The organism is Ralstonia sp. 24A2, assembly GCF_051783885.1.
In the GTDB taxonomy this organism is placed as follows: domain Bacteria; phylum Pseudomonadota; class Gammaproteobacteria; order Burkholderiales; family Burkholderiaceae; genus Ralstonia.
Genome location: NZ_JBPVZD010000003.1, coordinates 1074460 through 1092432, shown reverse-complemented (window position 1 = coordinate 1092432; position 17973 = coordinate 1074460). Strand labels below are relative to the sequence as shown.

The window sequence follows — 17973 nt, the reverse complement described above, 5'->3', positions numbered from 1 at the left end:
CGACCTACCGCATAGCCATCTAACTACGACATCGCAGCCCGCCGCACTTGCCAAGGCTAAGAGGCCAACCTGCGCCTCCAACACAGAAAATTTAAATAGAAAATAGAAAAATCAATCTCGACAGCATTAAAATAAAATCCCTACATAATAAGTTTGTTGAATATTCTTCTTAAATAATGGAATTGCATGGGGCTAGCACCATCTCGCCCCGCCTCGACCATCTCTTTCAGAGAACCATCGTCGATCGGAATAATAAAACCGCGATCATCATGGGCAGTGTCGATACAACGCTGCAGCAAGGCTTCCCAATCATCAATCTTCCTGCAAACCAGCAAACCGACTCGCCCTCGGCTCGGTGAAAATCGACTAGACAACTGGTCTAGCTCCGGATTCCCCACATCTTCCGCATAGTTTTTGCACTCCACAAATATATGCGCGCTTGGATAGTGCAGCGATAACCAATAAAAAAACCCGCTTGTTGCGCTGTTCACATACGTAAGATCAATGCGCTTCCGTCCTTGATGAATTTGATGTTGCTTCGTTGGCGTTGTCAGTGACGGATAAAAAAGCGCAGTGAGAATTTCTTCGATCACATTCTCGTACTCGGTTGCCTGCTTCCGTCCCGGTGAGATTTTGGTTAGTCTCTTCAGATGCTCCGCGAGGTCCGGCGGACTCGAGCCTTCTATTTCCGCCAACCCAAGGTGATCTAGCGCTCTTGGGAGTCTCTTCTTTTTCTCTTCGCGGTACTTATCCAATACAGAAGGGTGCTTAATGGTTTGTTCCACGACTGCGAGTTTGTCAGCCCCATATTTTTCCATGAGACTTTTCTTCGTTACACGCTTACGACCATCCTTTAGCACCCAGACCAAACCAGTATTGAGACGCTTCTCCTCCTCTTGCATTTCCGGAAGAAGATAGTGCCGGTAATATTCCTGCGAGTCATACCAAACCCTGTGCCTCACCGCTATTTTCGGAACAAGGATCACACGACCGAAATCCGATACCGGTAGCGAAACTAGATACTCCTCCCATGTCTCAGATTTCGGATTCCATATTGGCCCAGATGCAACATCAGACACCAAAGGAATTCCATAATAACCACATGCATTTTGAGTGTACTTTATTAATGGAGCCCGGAGTATGTTGCAAACAGCATCCGATATTCTGTCAGGGCCAATGCCATCAATGAGCAGACAAGTATCTTCCAGATCCTGCAGCAAGCCCGTCACACCGGCTTTCGATTTGGTCAACGCCGACCATACATCGCGCGCAGACCCATCCCCCATTCCGCTCCCTCGTGATTTTCCACTGGAAAATCCAAAGTGAAAGTCGTTGTTTTCCCCTAAACACGAAAGCAAATCTATAGCACCATCATGATCACCCGCAGATATTCTCTTTAGAACGGTATCAAAATAACCTTGCAGCAGAGATAAGCATTCTGTTGCCCATGTGCTGTTAATACTGCGCAATCTCCCTGGATCCAAAAAAACAGGAAGATCGGTATCAAGCCGAACATCGACAAAATCCAAATAAGGCTGACTCTTTCCAAGTTTGAAATACTCAGAGACCCTCATGCCAAACCCCTGAAATTTTTAATAAGTTGAAAAAAGCAACTTCCCCACTAATTCTCCGATACACGCACCCGACAACTTATCTCTTCGCTAACGCTTCTGTGAGGAAAGCCACACTAGATCAGTGGCCTGTTAAATCACTTGCAGCTGAGCCACACGCCACACGCGCGGCAGCAACACACCCAGCATCAACCCACGCAGCGCCATGAACCCCAGCATCGACACCCACAGCCCGTGGTTGCCCCACAGCGGCTGCAGCGTGATCGACAGTCCCCAGAACACAGCGGCCGCCACAGCCATCGTCACCAGCAGTTCACGCGTGCGCGTGGCGCCGATGAACACGCCGTCAAACTGGAAGCCCCACACCGACACGATCGGCAGCAGCGCCGCCCATACGAGGTAATGTCGTGCGGCTTCGCGCACGGCCGGCTGATCGGTCAGCACGCCGATGATGGCCGAGCCTGCCAACGCATACACCGCCGCAAACAGGCACGCCCCTAGTACAGACCAGAGCGTCGACACGCGGATCGCCATGCGCAACGCGCGACGATCGCGCCCACCCAGCGCTGCGCCCACCAGGGCTTCGGCCGCATGCGCAAAGCCATCCAGCCCGTAGGCCATGAAGGTCAGGAAGTTGAGCAGTAGCGCGTTGGCGGCCAGCACCACGTCGCCCTGCTTGGCGCCCGCGTGGGCAAACCAGCCGAAGGCGGCCAGCAGGCAGAGCGTGCGCAGGAAGATGTCCGTGTTCAGGCCCATCAGGCGGCGCCACGCATCTCGCGCGAGTAGTTCAGCACGCGTGAGCGGCGGCAAACCCAGCGGGCGTTGCAGCCACAGCAGCAGCATGCCCAGCGCAAACCCGGCGATGTCCGCCAGCGCCGTCGCGGCACCGATGCCGCCCACGCCCATGCGTGCACCCAGCACGAGGCTGAGCACCGCCACCATGTTCACCGTGTTGATGAACACCTGCAGCAGCAGCGCCCGCCGCACCTGCTGGCGCCCGAGCAAGGTGCCGAGCACCACATAGTTGGCCAGCGCAAACGGCGCTGACCAGATACGCGCATGGCAATACACCTCGGCCATGCGTGTAACGGATTCGCTCGCACCCAGCAGCGCCAGGGTGATGCGGATGGCTGGCCCCTGCAGCACCAGCAGCGCGGCCCCGATCGCCAACGCCAGCAACAGTGCACGCACCACGCTCGCCCGCAGCGCACGTGCATCGCCCGCACCATGCGCCTGCGACACCAGCCCCGTGGTGCCCATGCGCAGGAAGCCAAAGCCCCAGAACACGAAGTTGAAGAACACCCCGCCCAGCGCCACCCCGCCGATGTACTCCGGCCCAGGCAAGTGCCCCGCCACGGCGGTGTCGACCGCCGACAGGATCGGCTGCGTCAGGTTAGCCAGCACGATCGGAAACGCCAGCGTCAGCACGCGACGGTGCCACTGCGCAGGTGTCGCAGGTGCAACCGATGTGACGGATGAGGACTCCATGGGGTAAAAAAACTGGGAGAAACGGTGAAAAAGAGGTGCAACCGCCAGCGATTTCGCTATGATTGCGCCCCATTGCGAGTTCCGGCAATCGAGCGGCAAGTGCGGCACCCCGCACAACGTCGCCGATGACTATACGCGAATCCCCCCGGAAGGCAGGCACCGCGCCGCGCCTTTCATCGCGACCGGGCAGGTGCGGTTGATGCTACGCGTCAACCCGTGCACGCATGTCCCAGGCTGGTGAAACCCACCACATGGGACGGTGGGCGGCGCCAAAACAGCGTCGCCTCGGTAGAACTAAGCGGACTGGTAAGCAAACCGCGATGCCCTGTCGAGCGTCCGAACTCGCCGGGGTGGAGACTCCCTTGGAAAAAAACGTACAACGCAACCTTGGCGCCTGGCCCCTGATGTTGACTGGCCTCGGCTCGATCATCGGTTCGGGCTGGCTGTTCGGTGCGGGTCATGCCGCGCAGGTGGCAGGCCCTGCTGCCATCTTCACCTGGGTTATCGGCGCAATCGTTATTCTGGCCATCGCCCTGACGTATGCGGAACTGGGCGCGATGTTCCCCGAGTCCGGCGGCATGGTGCGCTACGCGCGCTACTCGCACGGCTCGCTGGTGGGCTTCGTGGCCGCGTGGGCCAACTGGATCGCCATCGTCACGGTCATCCCCATTGAGGCCGAGGCCTCCATCCAGTACATGAGTTCGTGGCCGTGGCCGTGGGCGCAGGGGCTGTTCCAGCATGGCGAGCTGACGCCGGTGGGGCTGGTGCTCTCCGCTGTGCTGGTCATCGTGTACTTCCTGCTGAACTACTGGGGCGTGAAGGTGTTTGCGAAGGCCAACAACGCCATCACCATCTTCAAGTTCATCATTCCGGCGGCAACGGCCGTGGCGCTCATTGGCGCAGGCTTCCACCCGAGCAACTTCGGCATGACCGAAGCGGCAAGCGGCGCGGGGAATGGCGTAGGCGGCTTCGCACCGTACGGCTGGTCTGCGGTGCTGACCGCCATTGCCACCAGCGGCATCGTGTTCGCCTTCAACGGTTTCCAGAGCCCGATCAACCTGGCGGGCGAGGCGCGCAACCCGGGCCGCAACGTGCCCATCGCGGTGATCGGCTCGATCCTGCTGGCGGCCGTGATCTACGTGGCGCTGCAGATCGCCTTCCTGGGCGCGGTGCCGCCGGAGTCGCTGGCGGGCGGCTGGCACGGCATTGATTTCCACTCGCCGTTTGCCCAACTGGCGATTGCGCTCAACCTGAACTGGCTGGCCATCGTGCTGTACATCGACGCGTTCGTCAGCCCCTCGGGCACCGGCAGCACGTACATGGCCACCACCACGCGCATGATCTATGCGATGGAGCGCAACAACACCATGCCGGCCATCTTCGGCCGCGTGCACCCGTTGTTTGGCGTGTCGCGTCCGGCCATGTGGTTCAACCTGGGCGTGTCGTTCATCTTCCTGTTCTTCTTCCGCGGCTGGGGTGCGCTGGCGGCCGTCATTTCGGTGGCGACGGTCATCTCGTACCTGACGGGGCCGATCAGCGTGATGTCGCTGCGCCGCACGTCGCCGGGGCTGCACCGTCCGCTGCGTCTGCCGGGCCTGTCGCTGGTGGCGCCGTTTGCGTTCGTGTGTGCATCGCTCATCCTGTACTGGGCCAAGTGGCCGCTGACCGGCGAGATCATCGTGCTGATGCTGGTAGCCCTGCCCGTGTACTTCTACTACCAGGCCAAGGCCGGCTGGCCCGACTTCAAGACGGAGCTCAAGGGCGCGTGGTGGATGATTGCTTACCTGCCCACCATCGCCGCGCTGTCGTACTGCGGCAGCAAGGAGTTCGGCGGCCACGGGTTCATCCCCTACGGCTGGGACATGGGCATCGTGGCGGCCATCTCGCTGGTCTTCTACCACTGGGGCGTGGCCAGCGGCTGGCATACGCGCTACCTGGAAGAGGTGGACAGCGTGCATGAAGATGCTGAGGTGCGCGACGACAAGCGTGCGCCACGCGAAGTGCCGCAAGGCATCTAAGCTTCATTGCGGCAGCAAGAAAAAGCGCCCGACCGGTTCTGCCGGCGGGCGTTTTTTATTTGTGTCACCGCCTACCGCGCTTCAGAAAGTTCCGGCTCAGCAGAAAACGCGCGTGCCCGCCGGAAGAACGCCACAAAGATCACGGCCGCCATCACCAGCGCGCAACTGAGCAGCATCAGGCTCAACGTGAACCCGCCGGTGGCCGCCTTGATGATGCCTACCGCCACCGGCGCTACCATCCCCGCGCTGCCGCCAATCGTGCTGATGATGGCGATACCGGCTGCTGCGCTCCTGCCGACAAGGAGGCTCCCCGGCATTGCCCACAGCACCGTGAACGCACTGGAGATGCCGGCAGACGCCAGCGCAAGACACAGCAGGGCCATGCCCGCATTGGTCGGAAATGCGCTGGCGGACACCAGCCCCACTGCTCCCGCCAGTGCTGCGAAACCGAAGTGCCAACACCGCTCGCCGGTGCGGTCCGAGTGGCGTCCGACCACGATGGAACCCACCACGCCGCAGACGGCGGGCAGCGTTGAATACAGGCCGACCTCCATGACGGTGAGCCCCATCCCCTTCAACATCGTGGGGCTCCAGAACGCGAGCGCATAGACCCCCAGAATCACGAGAAACGAAACGAAGCCGAGCACCCAGATTCGCGTATCGCGCAGCGCATCGGCCAGCCCACCTGTATGGCTGTGGGACTGTTGCGCACCACCCTCTTGCAAGAGCACCTGCAACCGACCGCGTTCGGCGGTGCTCAGCCAAGGCGCTTCCGCCGGCCGGTTGGGCAGGATACGGAAAGCAACGATGCCCAGCACCACGCAGGGCAGCCCTTCCAGCAGGAACAACCATTGCCAGCCATGCAACTGCCCGACGCCGTTCAGGTAGGTCATGATGGTTCCCGCCGCCGGTCCGGCAACGATCGGCGCCAAACCGTAGGCCATGAAGAAGAAGGCCGTCGCCTGCGCAAGACGCCGCTTCGGAAACCAGAGCGTCAGGTAGTAGAGCACCCCAGGCGCGAACCCGGCTTCGAACACGCCGATCAGGAAACGCAGCACATAGAACTGTGTCGGCGTGGTCACGAACACCATGGCCGCGCTGGCGAGCCCCCACAGGCTCATGATGCGCAGCAGCGTCGCACGCACGCCAATGCGGGCGAGCAGCATGTTGCTCGGGACCTCAAAGACCGCATACCCGAGAAAGAAGATGCTCGCCCCGAGCCCGAACACGGTGTCGCCAAAGGCAAGCTGCTCGCGCAATTGCAATTGCGCAAACCCGACATTGGTCCGATCCAGGTAGTTGAAGAGGTAGCAGACACACAGCAACGGCAACAGGCGCCAACTGATTTTCCGGAACAGGGCGTCGTCCGCCATGGGGGGATGGGTGCTGCTGACATCGTGCGTTGCGGTCATCATCGGGCCTCGGCTGGTGCGCCCTGGGGTCGGACTCGACATGGGCCGGCCCATCTTGGCGTCGGCGCCGTGGCAAGACTGTCGCCGATTGGCACTCTCCGATGAGGACTAACCCTGTCTGGAACGATCGCGAGAATCCCTGTGAAAATGGCGGGCAGGAACCCATTTCCTGTGCTGGCTCCGACAGCACACGCCCCCATGCGAGAAGACTCCACTGGTTCAGCCGAATCTGCAGCCCCTGCACTGTCAGCGGAGCTTGACGCCTTGCTGCGCGCCAATGCCAGAGACCGGCGCCTGGCCAAAGGCGAGGTGCTCTTTACCTACGGCTCGGCGCCGGACGCGCTGTTCTACCTGCAGCGTGGCCGCATCCGCGTCAGCACGACGGCGGCCAGCGGGCGCGAGGCGATGCTGGGCATCGTCGAGGCGGGTCAGTGGTTTGGGGAGGTGTCACTGCTGATGGATGCGCCGCGCGTGTACGACACCCGCGCCGTGGTCGATTGCGAGCTGCGGGTCGTGCCGGCGGCCACCTTCCACGCCCTGGTCGACGAGCAGCCGAAGTTCCTGCGCGAGTTCGTCCGTCTGATCGGCCACCGTTATCGCGGGGCGCTGGAGTGGATCGACGCCACGGTTCTGCTGCCGTTCCCGACGCGACTGGCGCGCCGTCTGCTGGATGCGCAGCAACTGCATGCGCACGCGGTGCCCAGCGAGGCAGACGCAGCGCTGCGCCTGTCGCAGGAAGAGTTGAGCCAGATGCTCGGCGTCTCGCGGCAGAGCGTGAACCGGCAGCTCAAGCAGTGGGAAGGCCAGGGCATCCTGAGCCTCGACTATGGGTGCGTGACGCTGCTCGACAAGGCGGCATTGCGTCAGCTCGCCAGCTGAAACGCCGCACGACGGGGCCATCGAACGATGGCCCTGCCTGGCAACCAACGTGGCGGCTTACAACGTCGAGAACTCAGCCCCGCCCTTGGGACGGATGTACTTGGGCATGGGGATGGCGCCCATCTTTACCGCGCCGAGTACGGCCGCCTCGATGGCGCCGGCATCCATGATGCTGTGGTATTCGCCGTTCACGAAGTTGATGTTGGCGCCGTACACCACCATCACGCCCTCAGCCGCCTCCTTGGCATCGGCAGGCACCGAGAAGGTATGGATGGAGCCGCCCGGCTCGTAGAGATAGCTGCCCGCGGTCTGCGGATCGTGCGGATACTCGATGTAGTTCCATTGCCCCTTGGTCGTGTAGAAGTGAACGGTGCCGGTGTGGAAGTGCGTCGGCAGGACAGTGCCGGGTTCAAACTTGCCGTACAGCACCCACACGCCGTTCTCACGATCAAGAAACAGCGGCGTGATCGTCACGCCGGGCATTTCGGTTGGCAGGCCGCCCACTTCGTTCACGTTGACTGTGAGCAGACGGTCCTGGTGGGTCGTGACTTCAGGTAGAGCCATTGCAATCTCCCATAGGTTTATAGGCCGGTGATACCGGCATCCACCGCCAGCGTTTGGGCGGTGATGTAGACGCTCTCGTCGGATAGAAAGAAGAGCAGTGCGTAAGCGACTTCCCACGCGGTGGCATGCCGGCCGAACGGGCCCGCTACGGCACCACGCTCTGGGCGGCCCGCGGTGGTCAAGCGCCCCAACGGGGTATCGATCAAGCCGGGCATAACCGTGTTCACGCGGATACCGCGCCGCGTGCCCTCCATCGCCACATGCCTGGCAAGCCCTTCCAGCCCTGCCTTGGATGCGTCGTACGGAACGAGCTGCGAACCTGCACGTCGGGCGGCAATGGACGACACGAAGAGGATCGAAGCGCCATCCTCCATGCGTTCAAGACCATGGCGGCAGCACAGCATCGGGCCGCGCAGGTTGGTGTCGAGCACGCGATCCCATTCGTCGAGCGTGAAGCCGTGCAACCCGGTCGGGCAGGTAATGCCGACGTTGAGCACCATGCCATCGAGACCGCCCAGATCATCTGCCGCCGCATCGATCATGCGGCGCACGTCGTCATCGCGGGTGATGTCCGCCTGGATGGAAAACGCACGGCCACCCTCCTGCTCAATCCGGCGAACCGTCTCGCGTGCGCTGGCAAGGTCATAGTCGGCTACGGCCACCTGCGCACCTTCGCGGGCGGCGAGGATGGAGATCGCCCGGCCATTGCCGATCGGGTCGGTGGCGGCGTCAAACACACGTTGTCCGCCGCCCACCACCAGCACGCGCCGCCCCGCCAGACGCCCTCTTCCAGGTGCCTCGCCCAGCGAAGCCGCGCTGGGGGCACGTACGTATGCGTTGGATTCCATCGCCATCTGCCTGTGCGGATCAGGCCGTGGGTGCGGGCTGTGCATCCGCCTGGCCAAGCATGCCGGCCAGCACCTGCAGCCTGGCCGGCTCAGGCAGCCCGCCCAGCAGCTGGCGCATCATCGTCAGGCTGTCAAAGTAGATGCGCTCGCAGATCAGCGTCTCGCCGTCAAAAAGGAACAGCGCGATCATGCGGCAGCGGAAGCTGTTGCCCGTGGGCGGCAACCCCCGGAGTACGCCACGGTGCGTGCCCAGCAGCCAGAATTCAACGATGACGGCGTCTTCCGTGTGGCGCAGTTTGATGATCTCGCTGCGCTGGTCAGGAAAGGCCTTTCGGCTCGCCGTGTAGTACGCACGTACGCCGTCGTTGCCGTCGTACACATCGCCGTTGGGAATGATCTCGTAGTGCGGATGCGGGAACGTTGCCAGCACGGCGTCAAAGTCTTGCTTGATCTCGTCGGCAAAGTGATCCAGCACGAGGCGTTCGCGGTGCGCGCGCAGCGCTGCGCTGATCGGTACGGTGTCCATCGTCGTCTCCAGTCCTGTAGGCATCGTCGGGGCCCGGAACCGCAATCGGAACCGGGCAGGCCAGGGCATTATCAAAAACGACCCGCGCGCAGACTGTCGTGGATTGGCGATCTCGTCCTGGGACTAACCCGAAGCTGACGAAACGGCCGGCATACCGCCCGCAACGTTAGGGAACGTGAACATAGGAACCGCTTCCCTACGCTAGACTGCGCTCCACAGCGCATCTCCAGCCCTCCAGACCCCTCCATCAAGAACAACGCATGCGGTCATCCTTTATGAAACGGCTTCTTATCGTGGTTGTGTCGGTGCTTGCCCTTGGCGCGTGCGGCAAGAAAGAGGAAGCACCCGGTGGCGCCGGACCGACTGCCATGCTGGCCGCCTCGCCGGAGGCCAGCGCCAAGCAGGCCGAGGGTGCCGAGCGCCGGTTTCTCGCCTACGAGCATCGCGTCTCATTGGAAATCGACGCCCCGCAGTTGGAGCGCCTGTACCGCGAGCTGCAGGACGCCTGCGTGAACGAAGCCACCTGGCACTGCACGGTCATGGATGCCAGCATCCAGCTTGAACGTGACCAGCGCGGCGGCACCGCCCACCTGAACCTGCGCGCCAGCCCCGAGGGTGTACGCGCCATGCGCAAGCGCCTGGCCGACAGCGGTGGCGTGGTCAGCCAAGGCACCCACGTGGACGACCTGGGCCAACCGATTGCCGAGGTCGGCAAGCGCCTGGAGATGCTCAAGAACTACCGCGCCAGCCTGCTCGACCTACAGCGCAAGGCGACCAAGGTGGAAGACCTGATCCTGATCGCAGAAAAGCTGTCGGAAACGCAATCCGAACTGGAAGCGGCCAGCGGCAAGAACGCGCATCTGATGGACCGCGTGAACCGCGAGGTGCTGTCGATCGACCTGAGCACCCGGCAGACAGCTGCACGCAGCCTGTGGGCGCCCATCGGCAATGCCTTCCGTGAGTTCCTGCCAGCACTGGTGAGCGCCAGCGCGAGCGTGATCTCGGCGGTGGCCTACCTGCTGCCGTGGGTGATCGTGCTGTCGATCGTGGGCGTGCTGGTTGCACGCGTGCGGCAAAAACGGCGGCAGCAGAAGTCGGCCGATTGATCGATTGATCGATTGGTCGCCAAATAGCAAAGCGCCCGCCAGAATCAGCGGGCGCTTTTTCTTTGGGCTTACGCCGCCTTCATCAACCCTTCCATCGCCTCGCGCACGTAGGCGATCAGGTCGGGCCCCATCCACGGGCTGGCGGAAAGCGCCGGCTCACGCTCCATTGCCAGACGGATCTTCGCCTGCGTCTGCGGATCGTCACCCGCATACGAGCGGAACAGATCGATCCATTGCCGGGCAAGCTGTTGCATCTCCGGCGCATGCGGTGCCGTCCCCTTGGCAAGATGCTGCCGCACCTGGGCGATGAGGGTCGGCCACTCGTTGGCACGCTTGCCGAAATTCGCACGCATGTACTCCAGCTCCTGCGGCGACAGGTACTTCGCATAGAGCACCAGCTTGGTCTCGTTGGCTGCTTCCATGATGAAGTCGAGCATTGCCAGGCTGATGCCGGTGCGATCCTGCAGGATCGGCTCGTTGATGTGCATGGTGTGCAGCTTGGCCGTGAGGATGGGGTCCAGCGCGGCGTCCTTGGCGAGCAGCTCCATCCATTGCTTGGCGAGCGCCTGTGCCTCGCTGCTGCGTGAGGGCACCTGGCGCTCCATCGCCGTGCGTACCGTTGCCACCAGCGCCGCCCAGCGCTCGTTGCGGGCGACATCCGCATCCAGACGTTCGGCACGCTGGCGCTCTTCCTGCGAAAGATATTTGTCGTACATGGTCATCCATTCCAAGGTTGTGAGCCACTCGGCAAGCTCGGGCTCTTCCTTACGCATGAGCTGGTCGTGCAGACGGGTCAGCCGGTCGCGCAGCACGCTGGCCTGCGTGATCTGCTGATCGAGCATCGCAATCTGCCGTTCCATGATCGTGGTCAGGGGAACGTCCGGGCTTGCCAGAAAAGCCCCGACATCAGCCAGCGACATGCCGAAACGCCGCAACGCCTGGATCTGGTGCAGCCGGGCGATGTCAGCCTTGTCGTATAGCCGGTAGCCGCTGTCGGAGCGGGCCGAAGGCGTGAGCAGGCCGATGCTGTCGTAGTGATGCAGCATGCGGACCGTGAGGCCGCAGCGTTTGGCGAGGTCGCCCACTTTCAACAACATGGTCAGCTCCTGTCTTTTGGCTTGAACCCAGGCTAGGACCTCACGCAGTGTGAGGGTCAAGCGCGGCGTGAATGGATGACGCCCCGTGAAGACGCAGGCGCACTCCGCATTCTGAACCATGCCCCTCTGTGGTGGGGACTCGGGCCCGCCAGCCCGCGCCACGCCGTGCGTCACAAAAAATTCATTTAACTCTGTGTTCAGCGGTCCCGCATGTGACCGTTAGGCGGAATGTCTGAGCTTCCGTCCAACGCCATGACTTCCTCACCGCTTCCCTTACCGGCGGGCATTGCGCCCGAGATGCTGCGCACGGTGTTTCAACCGATCTTCCGCCTGTCCACCACCGAGGTGCTCGGCTACGAGGCACTGCTGCGCGGGCCGGTCGGCTCGGCCATGGAATCGCCCGCTGCGTTGTTTGCCGCAGCATCGGACACGCAGGGCGCGATTGCGCTGGAGACGACCGCGGCACGCCTGGCCATCGCCAATTTCTCGGCCATGCGCCTGCCGGGCAAGCTGTTCCTGAACTTCAGCGCGTTTGGCGTGCGCCAGTTGCTGCAAGATCACGCCCGCCTGCTGCACGCGATTGCCGACCACGATCTGCACCCGTCGCGCATCGTCATCGAGCTGACCGAGCAGACGCCCATTGATGACCTCGCTAGCTTTGCCCAGGCGCTGTCGGTGGCGCGTGACTTTGGCATGCAGTGCGCGCTGGACGATTTCGGCACGGGCAACGCCAACCTGAACCTGCTGATCGAGCTGACGCCGGACTTCATCAAGCTCGACAAGTATTTCCTGCGCGACATTGCCAAGCACCCGGCCAAGCTGGACGTCACGCGCTCATTGCAGCAAACGCTGAAGGGCAGCGCGACCAGCATCATTGCCGAAGGGCTGGAAACGGAAGACGAACTGGGCGTGGTGCGCGATCTGGGTATCCGCTTCGGCCAGGGCTTCTTTCTGGGGCGGCCGCAGGACAAGCCGGCAAGCGACATGTCGAGCCAGGCAGCGCGCGTGCTGCAGTCATCGCAGATTGCAGTGTTTCCACAGGCCGTGCGCGTAGGCTGGCGTGCCATCACGGCAAGCAAGCTGCTGCACGTGGCGCCCACCCTGCCCCTGCGCTGCAGCAACGACGACGTGCTGAACCTGTTCAACCGCCACCCCGATCTGCACGCCGTGGCGCTACTCGATGAAGACGAGCGGCCGTTGGCACTCATCGCCCGCCGCGCCTTCATTGATCGCTATGCGATGCCGTATCACCGTGAGCTGTACGGCAAGAAGCCGGCGCTGGCGTTTGCCAACCGGCAGCCGGTGTTGGTGGAGAAATCCGCCTCGCTGGAAGACATGTCCGCGCTGCTGATGAGCGAAGACCAGCGCTACCTGACCGACGGTTTCATCATCACCGAGCACGGCCGCTACCTGGGCCTGGGCACGGGCGAAGAGCTCGTGCGTACCGTCACCGAAATCCGCATCGAAGCGGCGCGCTATGCCAACCCGCTCACGTTCCTGCCTGGCAACATTCCGTTGAACCTGCACATTGAACGTTTGCTGGAAGCCCGCGCGGAGTTCTACGCCTGCTATGTCGACCTGAACCACTTCAAGCCCTTCAACGACCAGTACGGCTACTGGCAGGGTGACGAGATGCTGAAGATGGCCGCTGCCGTGCTGGCCACGGCGTGTGAGCCGACGCGCGACTTTCTCGGCCACGTGGGCGGGGACGACTTCCTGATCCTGTTCCAGAGCGCCGACTGGCGCGCGCGCGTTGAGCATGCCATCGCCACGTTCAACACCAACGCGCTGGCCATGTACACGCCGGCTGACCAGATAGCCGGCGGCATCCACGCAGAAGACCGCAAGGGTCTGCCGGCGTTCTTCCGCTTCGTGACGATGGCGGTGGGTGCGCTGCACGTGTACCCCGGCGCCGCACGCAACAGCGACGACATCGGTACGGCAGCTGCACTGGCAAAACGCCGTGCCAAACAGAGCGACAGCGGCTTCTACCTGGAAGCAATGCGGCCCGCGCAAACGCTGTCGGCCATCGCCTGAGCGTCTGCTGCTAGAGCGCCTCCGCCGGATCGCGCCGGCGGCGGGCCGGGCGGTTGGCCAGCGGCGTGAGATCGGCTTCAAGGTGTGCGTGCAGCGCCTCCAGCCCTCCCTGCTCAAAGAAATGATGACCGGGCAGCGTGCGCAGTACGCTCGGGCCGCGCGTGACGTCGGCCCAGGCGGCATAGTCCGCTTCGTTCAACAGCGGATCATCCTGGCCGCGAAAGCCGAACAGCGGCAACGACAGCGGCGGCTCGACGCGGTAGTCGTAGATCTCCGACAGTCGCAGGTCGGCACGCAGCGTCGGCAGGATGTACGACAGCGTGCGCGTGTCCGTCAGCACGGATTCCGGCATACCGCCCAGCCCGCGCAGGCGGTCGATGAAGGCGGTCTGCTCCAACTCGCAGATCGGCGGGCGGCCCAATAGCCGATGCGGTGCACGATGCCCGGAAATGGCCAGCGCCACCGGCTGCACCCCACCGCGCGCACGCAGCGTACGGGTCAGCTCGAATGCCACCAGTGCGCCCAGGCTGTGCCCGTAAAACGCAAACGGCAACGCATCGGCCTGCGCACCGGCCACCTCATCGGCCATGCCGGGCAGCAGTTCATCGAGATGACCGGCGCGCGCCACCCCTGCCGGCAGAAAGCGATGCGGCAACTGAATGGCCCGCACCTCGAAGCTCCGCAGCCCGGCCGGCCACTTGGCAAAGTTGCCCGCACTGCCGCCAGCATGGTGGAAGCAGTACAACCGCAGGCGCGGCGCAGTCACGGGCGTGCGCCCGATCGGAACGATATAGCGTAGCTGGGACATGGCGGTCACCCTCCTTACCAGGAAACCTCACGCGGCAGGCCGTAGGCATCTGCGCCAGGGAAAGCCGGCCACGCAGGCGCCTGCGCTTCCTGCGCCGGGCTGTGGCCGGTCAGTTGCGCCAGCAGCGCGTGCTGGCGGGTGCGGGCGGATTCGATGCTGGCGGCCTTCACGTGGCCGTAGCCGCGAATCTGCTTGGGCAGGTTGGCCAGTTGCAGCGCCGTGTCGTATGTGAGTGCATTGAGCTTGCCGAGCGCGGTGTCGATGGCGTGCTCGTATTCGACGATGAGCGCGCGCTCCTGCCGGCGTTCGTGCGTGTAGCCGAACGGGTCGAAGCGCGTGCCGCGCAGCCACTTGAAGCGCGCCAGCACGGCAAACAGGCGCTGCGTGCCGGGCCCGTACGTGCGCTTGCGCGGCGTGCCGCCTTCCAACGCCGAAAGGATCGGCGGCGCCAGATGAAAGCGCAGCGTGACGTCGCCCTCGAAGGTCTCGGCCAAGGCGCGGCGGAAGTCCTCACCGCTGAACAGGCGCGCCACCTCATACTCATCCTTGTAGGCCATCAGCTTGAACAGGTTGTGCGCCACGGCGGTGGCCAACGTCTGCTTGCCGGTGGCAGCGCGCTCGGCTTGCCGTACGTGCTCCACAAAGTTCACGTAGCGGCGCGCATAGGCTTCGTTCTGGTAAGCCGTCAGGAAGCCACGGCGATGCGCGAGCACGGCATCCAGGCTGGCAGGCTTTTGCAGCTTGATGATGGATTCCGCCAATGGCTTGCTCGCCCCGATGCCCGCATCGAACGCCGCATACCTCCCCCACTGGAACGCACGCTGGTTGGCCGCCACCGCCACGCCGTTGACTTCAATGGCACGCAGGATGGACGCCTCCGACAGCGGTAGCAGCCCACGCTGAAACGCATAGCCCAGCATCAGCAGGTTGGTGTACAGCGCATCGCCCAGGTGGTGCTGTGCCAGCGCACCGGCGTCAACAAACTCCAGTTTGGCCTCGGCCGTTTCCCCCAACAGGCGGCGCAGTTGCTCGGTGGGGAACTGCCAGTCCACTTGCCGGATGGCGTGCCCAGGGGGTGTCTCCTCCGTGTTCAGCACGATTTGCGTATGGCCGGGCTTGATCTTGTCCACCGCATCCCGCGCAGCGGCGGTCAGGATGTCGTAGCCCAGCACCACGTCTGCCTGGCAGGCAGGAATACGCTGCGAGTGCAGCGCGTCCTGCCGCCGCGCAATGCGCACGTGTGACATCACCGCGCCGTTCTTCTGCGACATGCCGGTCATGTCCAGCACCGAGGCACCCTTGCCTTCCAGGTGCGCGGCCATGCCGAGGATGGTGCCGACCGTGATGACGCCCGTGCCGCCAATGCCGCAGATGAGCACGTTGAACGGCGCATCCAACGCTGCAAGCAGCGGCGTCGGCAAGGCTGGCAGGTTATCCGGCAACGCAGCCTTCTGTTGCTTGCGCCCGCTGCCGCGCAGGCGGCCGCCTTCCACAGTCACGAAGCTTGGGCAAAACCCTTTGGCGCACGAGGTGTCCTGATTGCACGACCCCTGATGTACGGCACGCTTGCGGCCGAACTCGGTTTCCAGCGGCACGATGGACGAACAGTTCGATTGCGTGGCGCAGTCTCCGCACCCCTCGCACACCAGCGGGTTGATGAAGAGATGCCGGGCCGGCGCCTGCACGGCTTGCTTCTTCTTGCGGCGGCGCTTTTCCGCCGCGCACACCTGTTCGTAGATCAGCACGCTGGTGCCCTGCACCTCGCGCAACTCGCGCTGCACGGCATCGAGCGACTCGCGCGGGTGGATGGTCACGCCGTCTGGCAAGCCAGTACGGCCGTCATGGCGTAATGGGTCTTCCGACACCAGCGCAATGCGCGTCACGCCTTCTGACGCCAGCTGCCGCGCAAGGGCCGGTACGGTCACGGTGCCGTCCACTGGCTGGCCGCCGGTCATGGCGACGGCGTCGTTGTAGAGCAGCTTGTAGGTGATGTTCACCTTGGCGGCTATGGCCGCGCGAATGGCGAGATAGCCCGAGTGGAAGTAGGTGCCATCGCCCAGGTTGGCAAACACGTGCGGCACCTGCGAGAACGGCGCCTGGCCGATCCACGTTGCCCCCTCGCCACCCATCTGCGTAAAGGTCTTGTTGTGCTCGGGGTAGATGGCGGTGGCCATGATGTGGCAACCGATGCCACCCAGCGCCAGGCTGCCGCCGGGCACCTTGGTGGACGTGCTGTGCGGGCACCCCGAGCAGTAGTAGGCCGAGCGCGCGGGCGTTGCCACCTCACGATCGAGAAAGGCCTGCCGGTCACGCAACCAGGCCACCGTCTTGGCAAGGCGGCCCTGCGGATGAAACTGTGCGAGCCGATCCGCAATCACCATAGCGATCTGCGCGACGGAAAGATCCGTCTTGGCGGAGAACACGCCGTTGCCAGCAGGGCCCGCCAGCTCGCCCACCCCGTCGGACTTGCCGACGATCCGCGGGCGCGCGTTGTCCGGCAGGTCGTACAGGAACTGACGCAACTGCGATTCCACCACCGGGCGCTTCTCTTCGATGACGAGAATCTCGTCCAGCCCCGTGGCGAAATCGCAGATGCCCTGTGGCTCCAGCGGCCAAGGCATGGCCACCTTGTGCAGACGCAGGCTGGCCATCTCGGGTGCATCGGCGTCGATCTCCAGCAGGGCGAGTGCTTCGCGTACATCGCGGTAGCTCTTGCCGGAGGCGATGATGCCCAGACGCGCGGTGGGCGCATCGTGGGTGGTGCGGTTGAGCCGGTTGGCGCGCGCATAGGCCAGCACGGCGGGCAGCTTGTGGTCTTGCATCAGCGCTTCCTGCTTGCGCGCGGTCAGGCCCAGTGGGTCTGATGAAAGGCGGCAGTTCAGCCCGCCTTCTGGCAGCACATGGTCAGTCGGCAGATGAATCTGCAGCGCAAACGGATCGGCATCGATGCCGGCGGACGACTCCACCGTATCGGCCAGCGCCTTGAAGCCCACCGCGCAACCCGAATAGCGCGACATGGCCCAACCGTGCAGGCCCAGCTCGATGTACTCCTGCACATCGGCCGGATACAGCACGGGAATCATCGCCGAGCAGAACAGGTGATCGCTCTGATGCGGCAGTGTGGACGAGTACGCACCGTGATCATCCCCCGCCACCAGCAGCACGCCGCCGTGCGCGCTGGTGCCGGCATGGTTCAGGTGCTTAAGCACATCGCCCGAGCGGTCCACGCCCGGGCCCTTGGCATACCAGAGCGCAAACACGCCGTCGTGCTTCGACTCACCCAGCAGGTGCACCTGCTGCGTGCCCCACACGGCGGTGGCAGCCAGGTCTTCGTTCACACCGGGTTGGAAGCGGATGTCATGCGCGGCCAATGCATCGCTGGCTTTCCAGAACGCCTGGTCCAGCCCACCTAGCGGCGAGCCGCGATAGCCTGAAACAAAGCCCGCCGTGTTGAGCCCCGCAGCACGGTCACGCAAGCGCTGCACCACCATCAGGCGGACCAGCGCATCAATGCCGCTCAGGAACACGCGCCCCGTGTGCGCCGTGTATTTGTCTTGTGCCGTGGTGAGTTGCACGCGAACCTCGCGAAGGTGGGGCGGTAGCAAAACGCAGCGCGAGC

General features: G+C 63.4%; 13 protein-coding genes. 4 read left to right on the top strand and 9 right to left on the bottom strand.

Features of this window, described 5'->3' with window-relative positions:
- Positions 1-140: 140 nt before the first annotated feature.
- Together ACS13N_RS22420 and ACS13N_RS22415 are read right to left on the bottom strand one after the other, a co-directional pair.
- Entirely contained in the window at positions 141-1574 is a 1434-nt protein-coding gene (locus tag ACS13N_RS22420; RefSeq protein WP_438933797.1) for a hypothetical protein, read from the bottom strand.
- 129 nt (positions 1575-1703) lie between these two features.
- Complete coding sequence (locus ACS13N_RS22415) at positions 1704-3059, bottom strand: MATE family efflux transporter (RefSeq protein ID WP_438933796.1); 1356 nt, start codon at positions 3057-3059, stop codon at positions 1704-1706.
- A gap of 362 nt (positions 3060-3421) precedes the next feature.
- Between ACS13N_RS22415 and ACS13N_RS22410 the strand changes: the two genes are divergently transcribed.
- The gene (locus ACS13N_RS22410; RefSeq protein WP_438933795.1) at positions 3422-5077 is read left to right on the top strand and encodes an APC family permease; all 1656 of its coding nucleotides are present in this window, start codon (positions 3422-3424) and stop codon (positions 5075-5077) included.
- 71 nt (positions 5078-5148) lie between these two features.
- Here ACS13N_RS22410 and ACS13N_RS22405 read toward each other — a convergent pair whose 3' ends face one another.
- On the bottom strand, positions 5149-6531 hold the full coding sequence (locus ACS13N_RS22405; protein WP_438933794.1) for an MFS transporter: 1383 nt from the start codon (positions 6529-6531) through the stop codon (positions 5149-5151).
- 156 nt (positions 6532-6687) lie between these two features.
- Here ACS13N_RS22405 and ACS13N_RS22400 point away from each other — a divergent pair, with 156 nt between their 5' ends.
- Positions 6688-7368: a Crp/Fnr family transcriptional regulator gene (locus ACS13N_RS22400; RefSeq protein ID WP_438933793.1), complete on the top strand. Its 681-nt coding sequence runs from the start codon at positions 6688-6690 to the stop codon at positions 7366-7368.
- A 57-nt stretch (positions 7369-7425) separates the two neighbouring features.
- Here ACS13N_RS22400 and ACS13N_RS22395 read toward each other — a convergent pair whose 3' ends face one another.
- From ACS13N_RS22395 to ACS13N_RS22385, 3 genes are read right to left on the bottom strand one after another with little or no spacing between them, the layout of a single operon-like run.
- On the bottom strand, positions 7426-7932 hold the full coding sequence (locus ACS13N_RS22395) for a 2,4'-dihydroxyacetophenone dioxygenase family protein (protein ID WP_438933792.1): 507 nt from the start codon (positions 7930-7932) through the stop codon (positions 7426-7428).
- A 17-nt stretch (positions 7933-7949) separates the two neighbouring features.
- A complete protein-coding gene (locus tag ACS13N_RS22390) occupies positions 7950-8780 on the bottom strand; it encodes an SDR family NAD(P)-dependent oxidoreductase (protein ID WP_438933791.1) in 831 nt (276 codons plus the stop codon).
- A 19-nt stretch (positions 8781-8799) separates the two neighbouring features.
- Positions 8800-9306, bottom strand: coding sequence for an ester cyclase (locus tag ACS13N_RS22385; RefSeq protein WP_438933790.1), 507 nt, complete (start codon positions 9304-9306; stop codon positions 8800-8802).
- Positions 9307-9581: 275 nt separating this feature from the next.
- On the opposite strand from ACS13N_RS22385, the gene ACS13N_RS22380 reads away from it, so the two are divergent.
- Entirely contained in the window at positions 9582-10412 is an 831-nt protein-coding gene (locus tag ACS13N_RS22380) for a DUF4349 domain-containing protein (RefSeq protein ID WP_438933789.1), read from the top strand.
- A 68-nt stretch (positions 10413-10480) separates the two neighbouring features.
- Here the strand turns inward: ACS13N_RS22380 and ACS13N_RS22375 are convergent, their stop codons facing one another.
- On the bottom strand, positions 10481-11509 hold the full coding sequence (locus tag ACS13N_RS22375; protein WP_438933788.1) for a MerR family transcriptional regulator: 1029 nt from the start codon (positions 11507-11509) through the stop codon (positions 10481-10483).
- 252 nt (positions 11510-11761) lie between these two features.
- Between ACS13N_RS22375 and ACS13N_RS22370 the strand changes: the two genes are divergently transcribed.
- Positions 11762-13546, top strand: a complete 1785-nt coding sequence (locus ACS13N_RS22370) for an EAL domain-containing protein (RefSeq protein WP_438933787.1) — start codon at positions 11762-11764, stop codon at positions 13544-13546.
- A gap of 10 nt (positions 13547-13556) precedes the next feature.
- Here the strand turns inward: ACS13N_RS22370 and ACS13N_RS22365 are convergent, their stop codons facing one another.
- Both ACS13N_RS22365 and ACS13N_RS22360 read right to left on the bottom strand, forming a co-directional pair.
- Positions 13557-14354, bottom strand: a complete 798-nt coding sequence (locus tag ACS13N_RS22365; RefSeq protein WP_438933786.1) for a thioesterase II family protein — start codon at positions 14352-14354, stop codon at positions 13557-13559.
- A gap of 14 nt (positions 14355-14368) precedes the next feature.
- Entirely contained in the window at positions 14369-17929 is a 3561-nt protein-coding gene (locus tag ACS13N_RS22360) for an indolepyruvate ferredoxin oxidoreductase family protein (RefSeq protein WP_438933785.1), read from the bottom strand.
- Positions 17930-17973 lie beyond the last annotated feature (44 nt).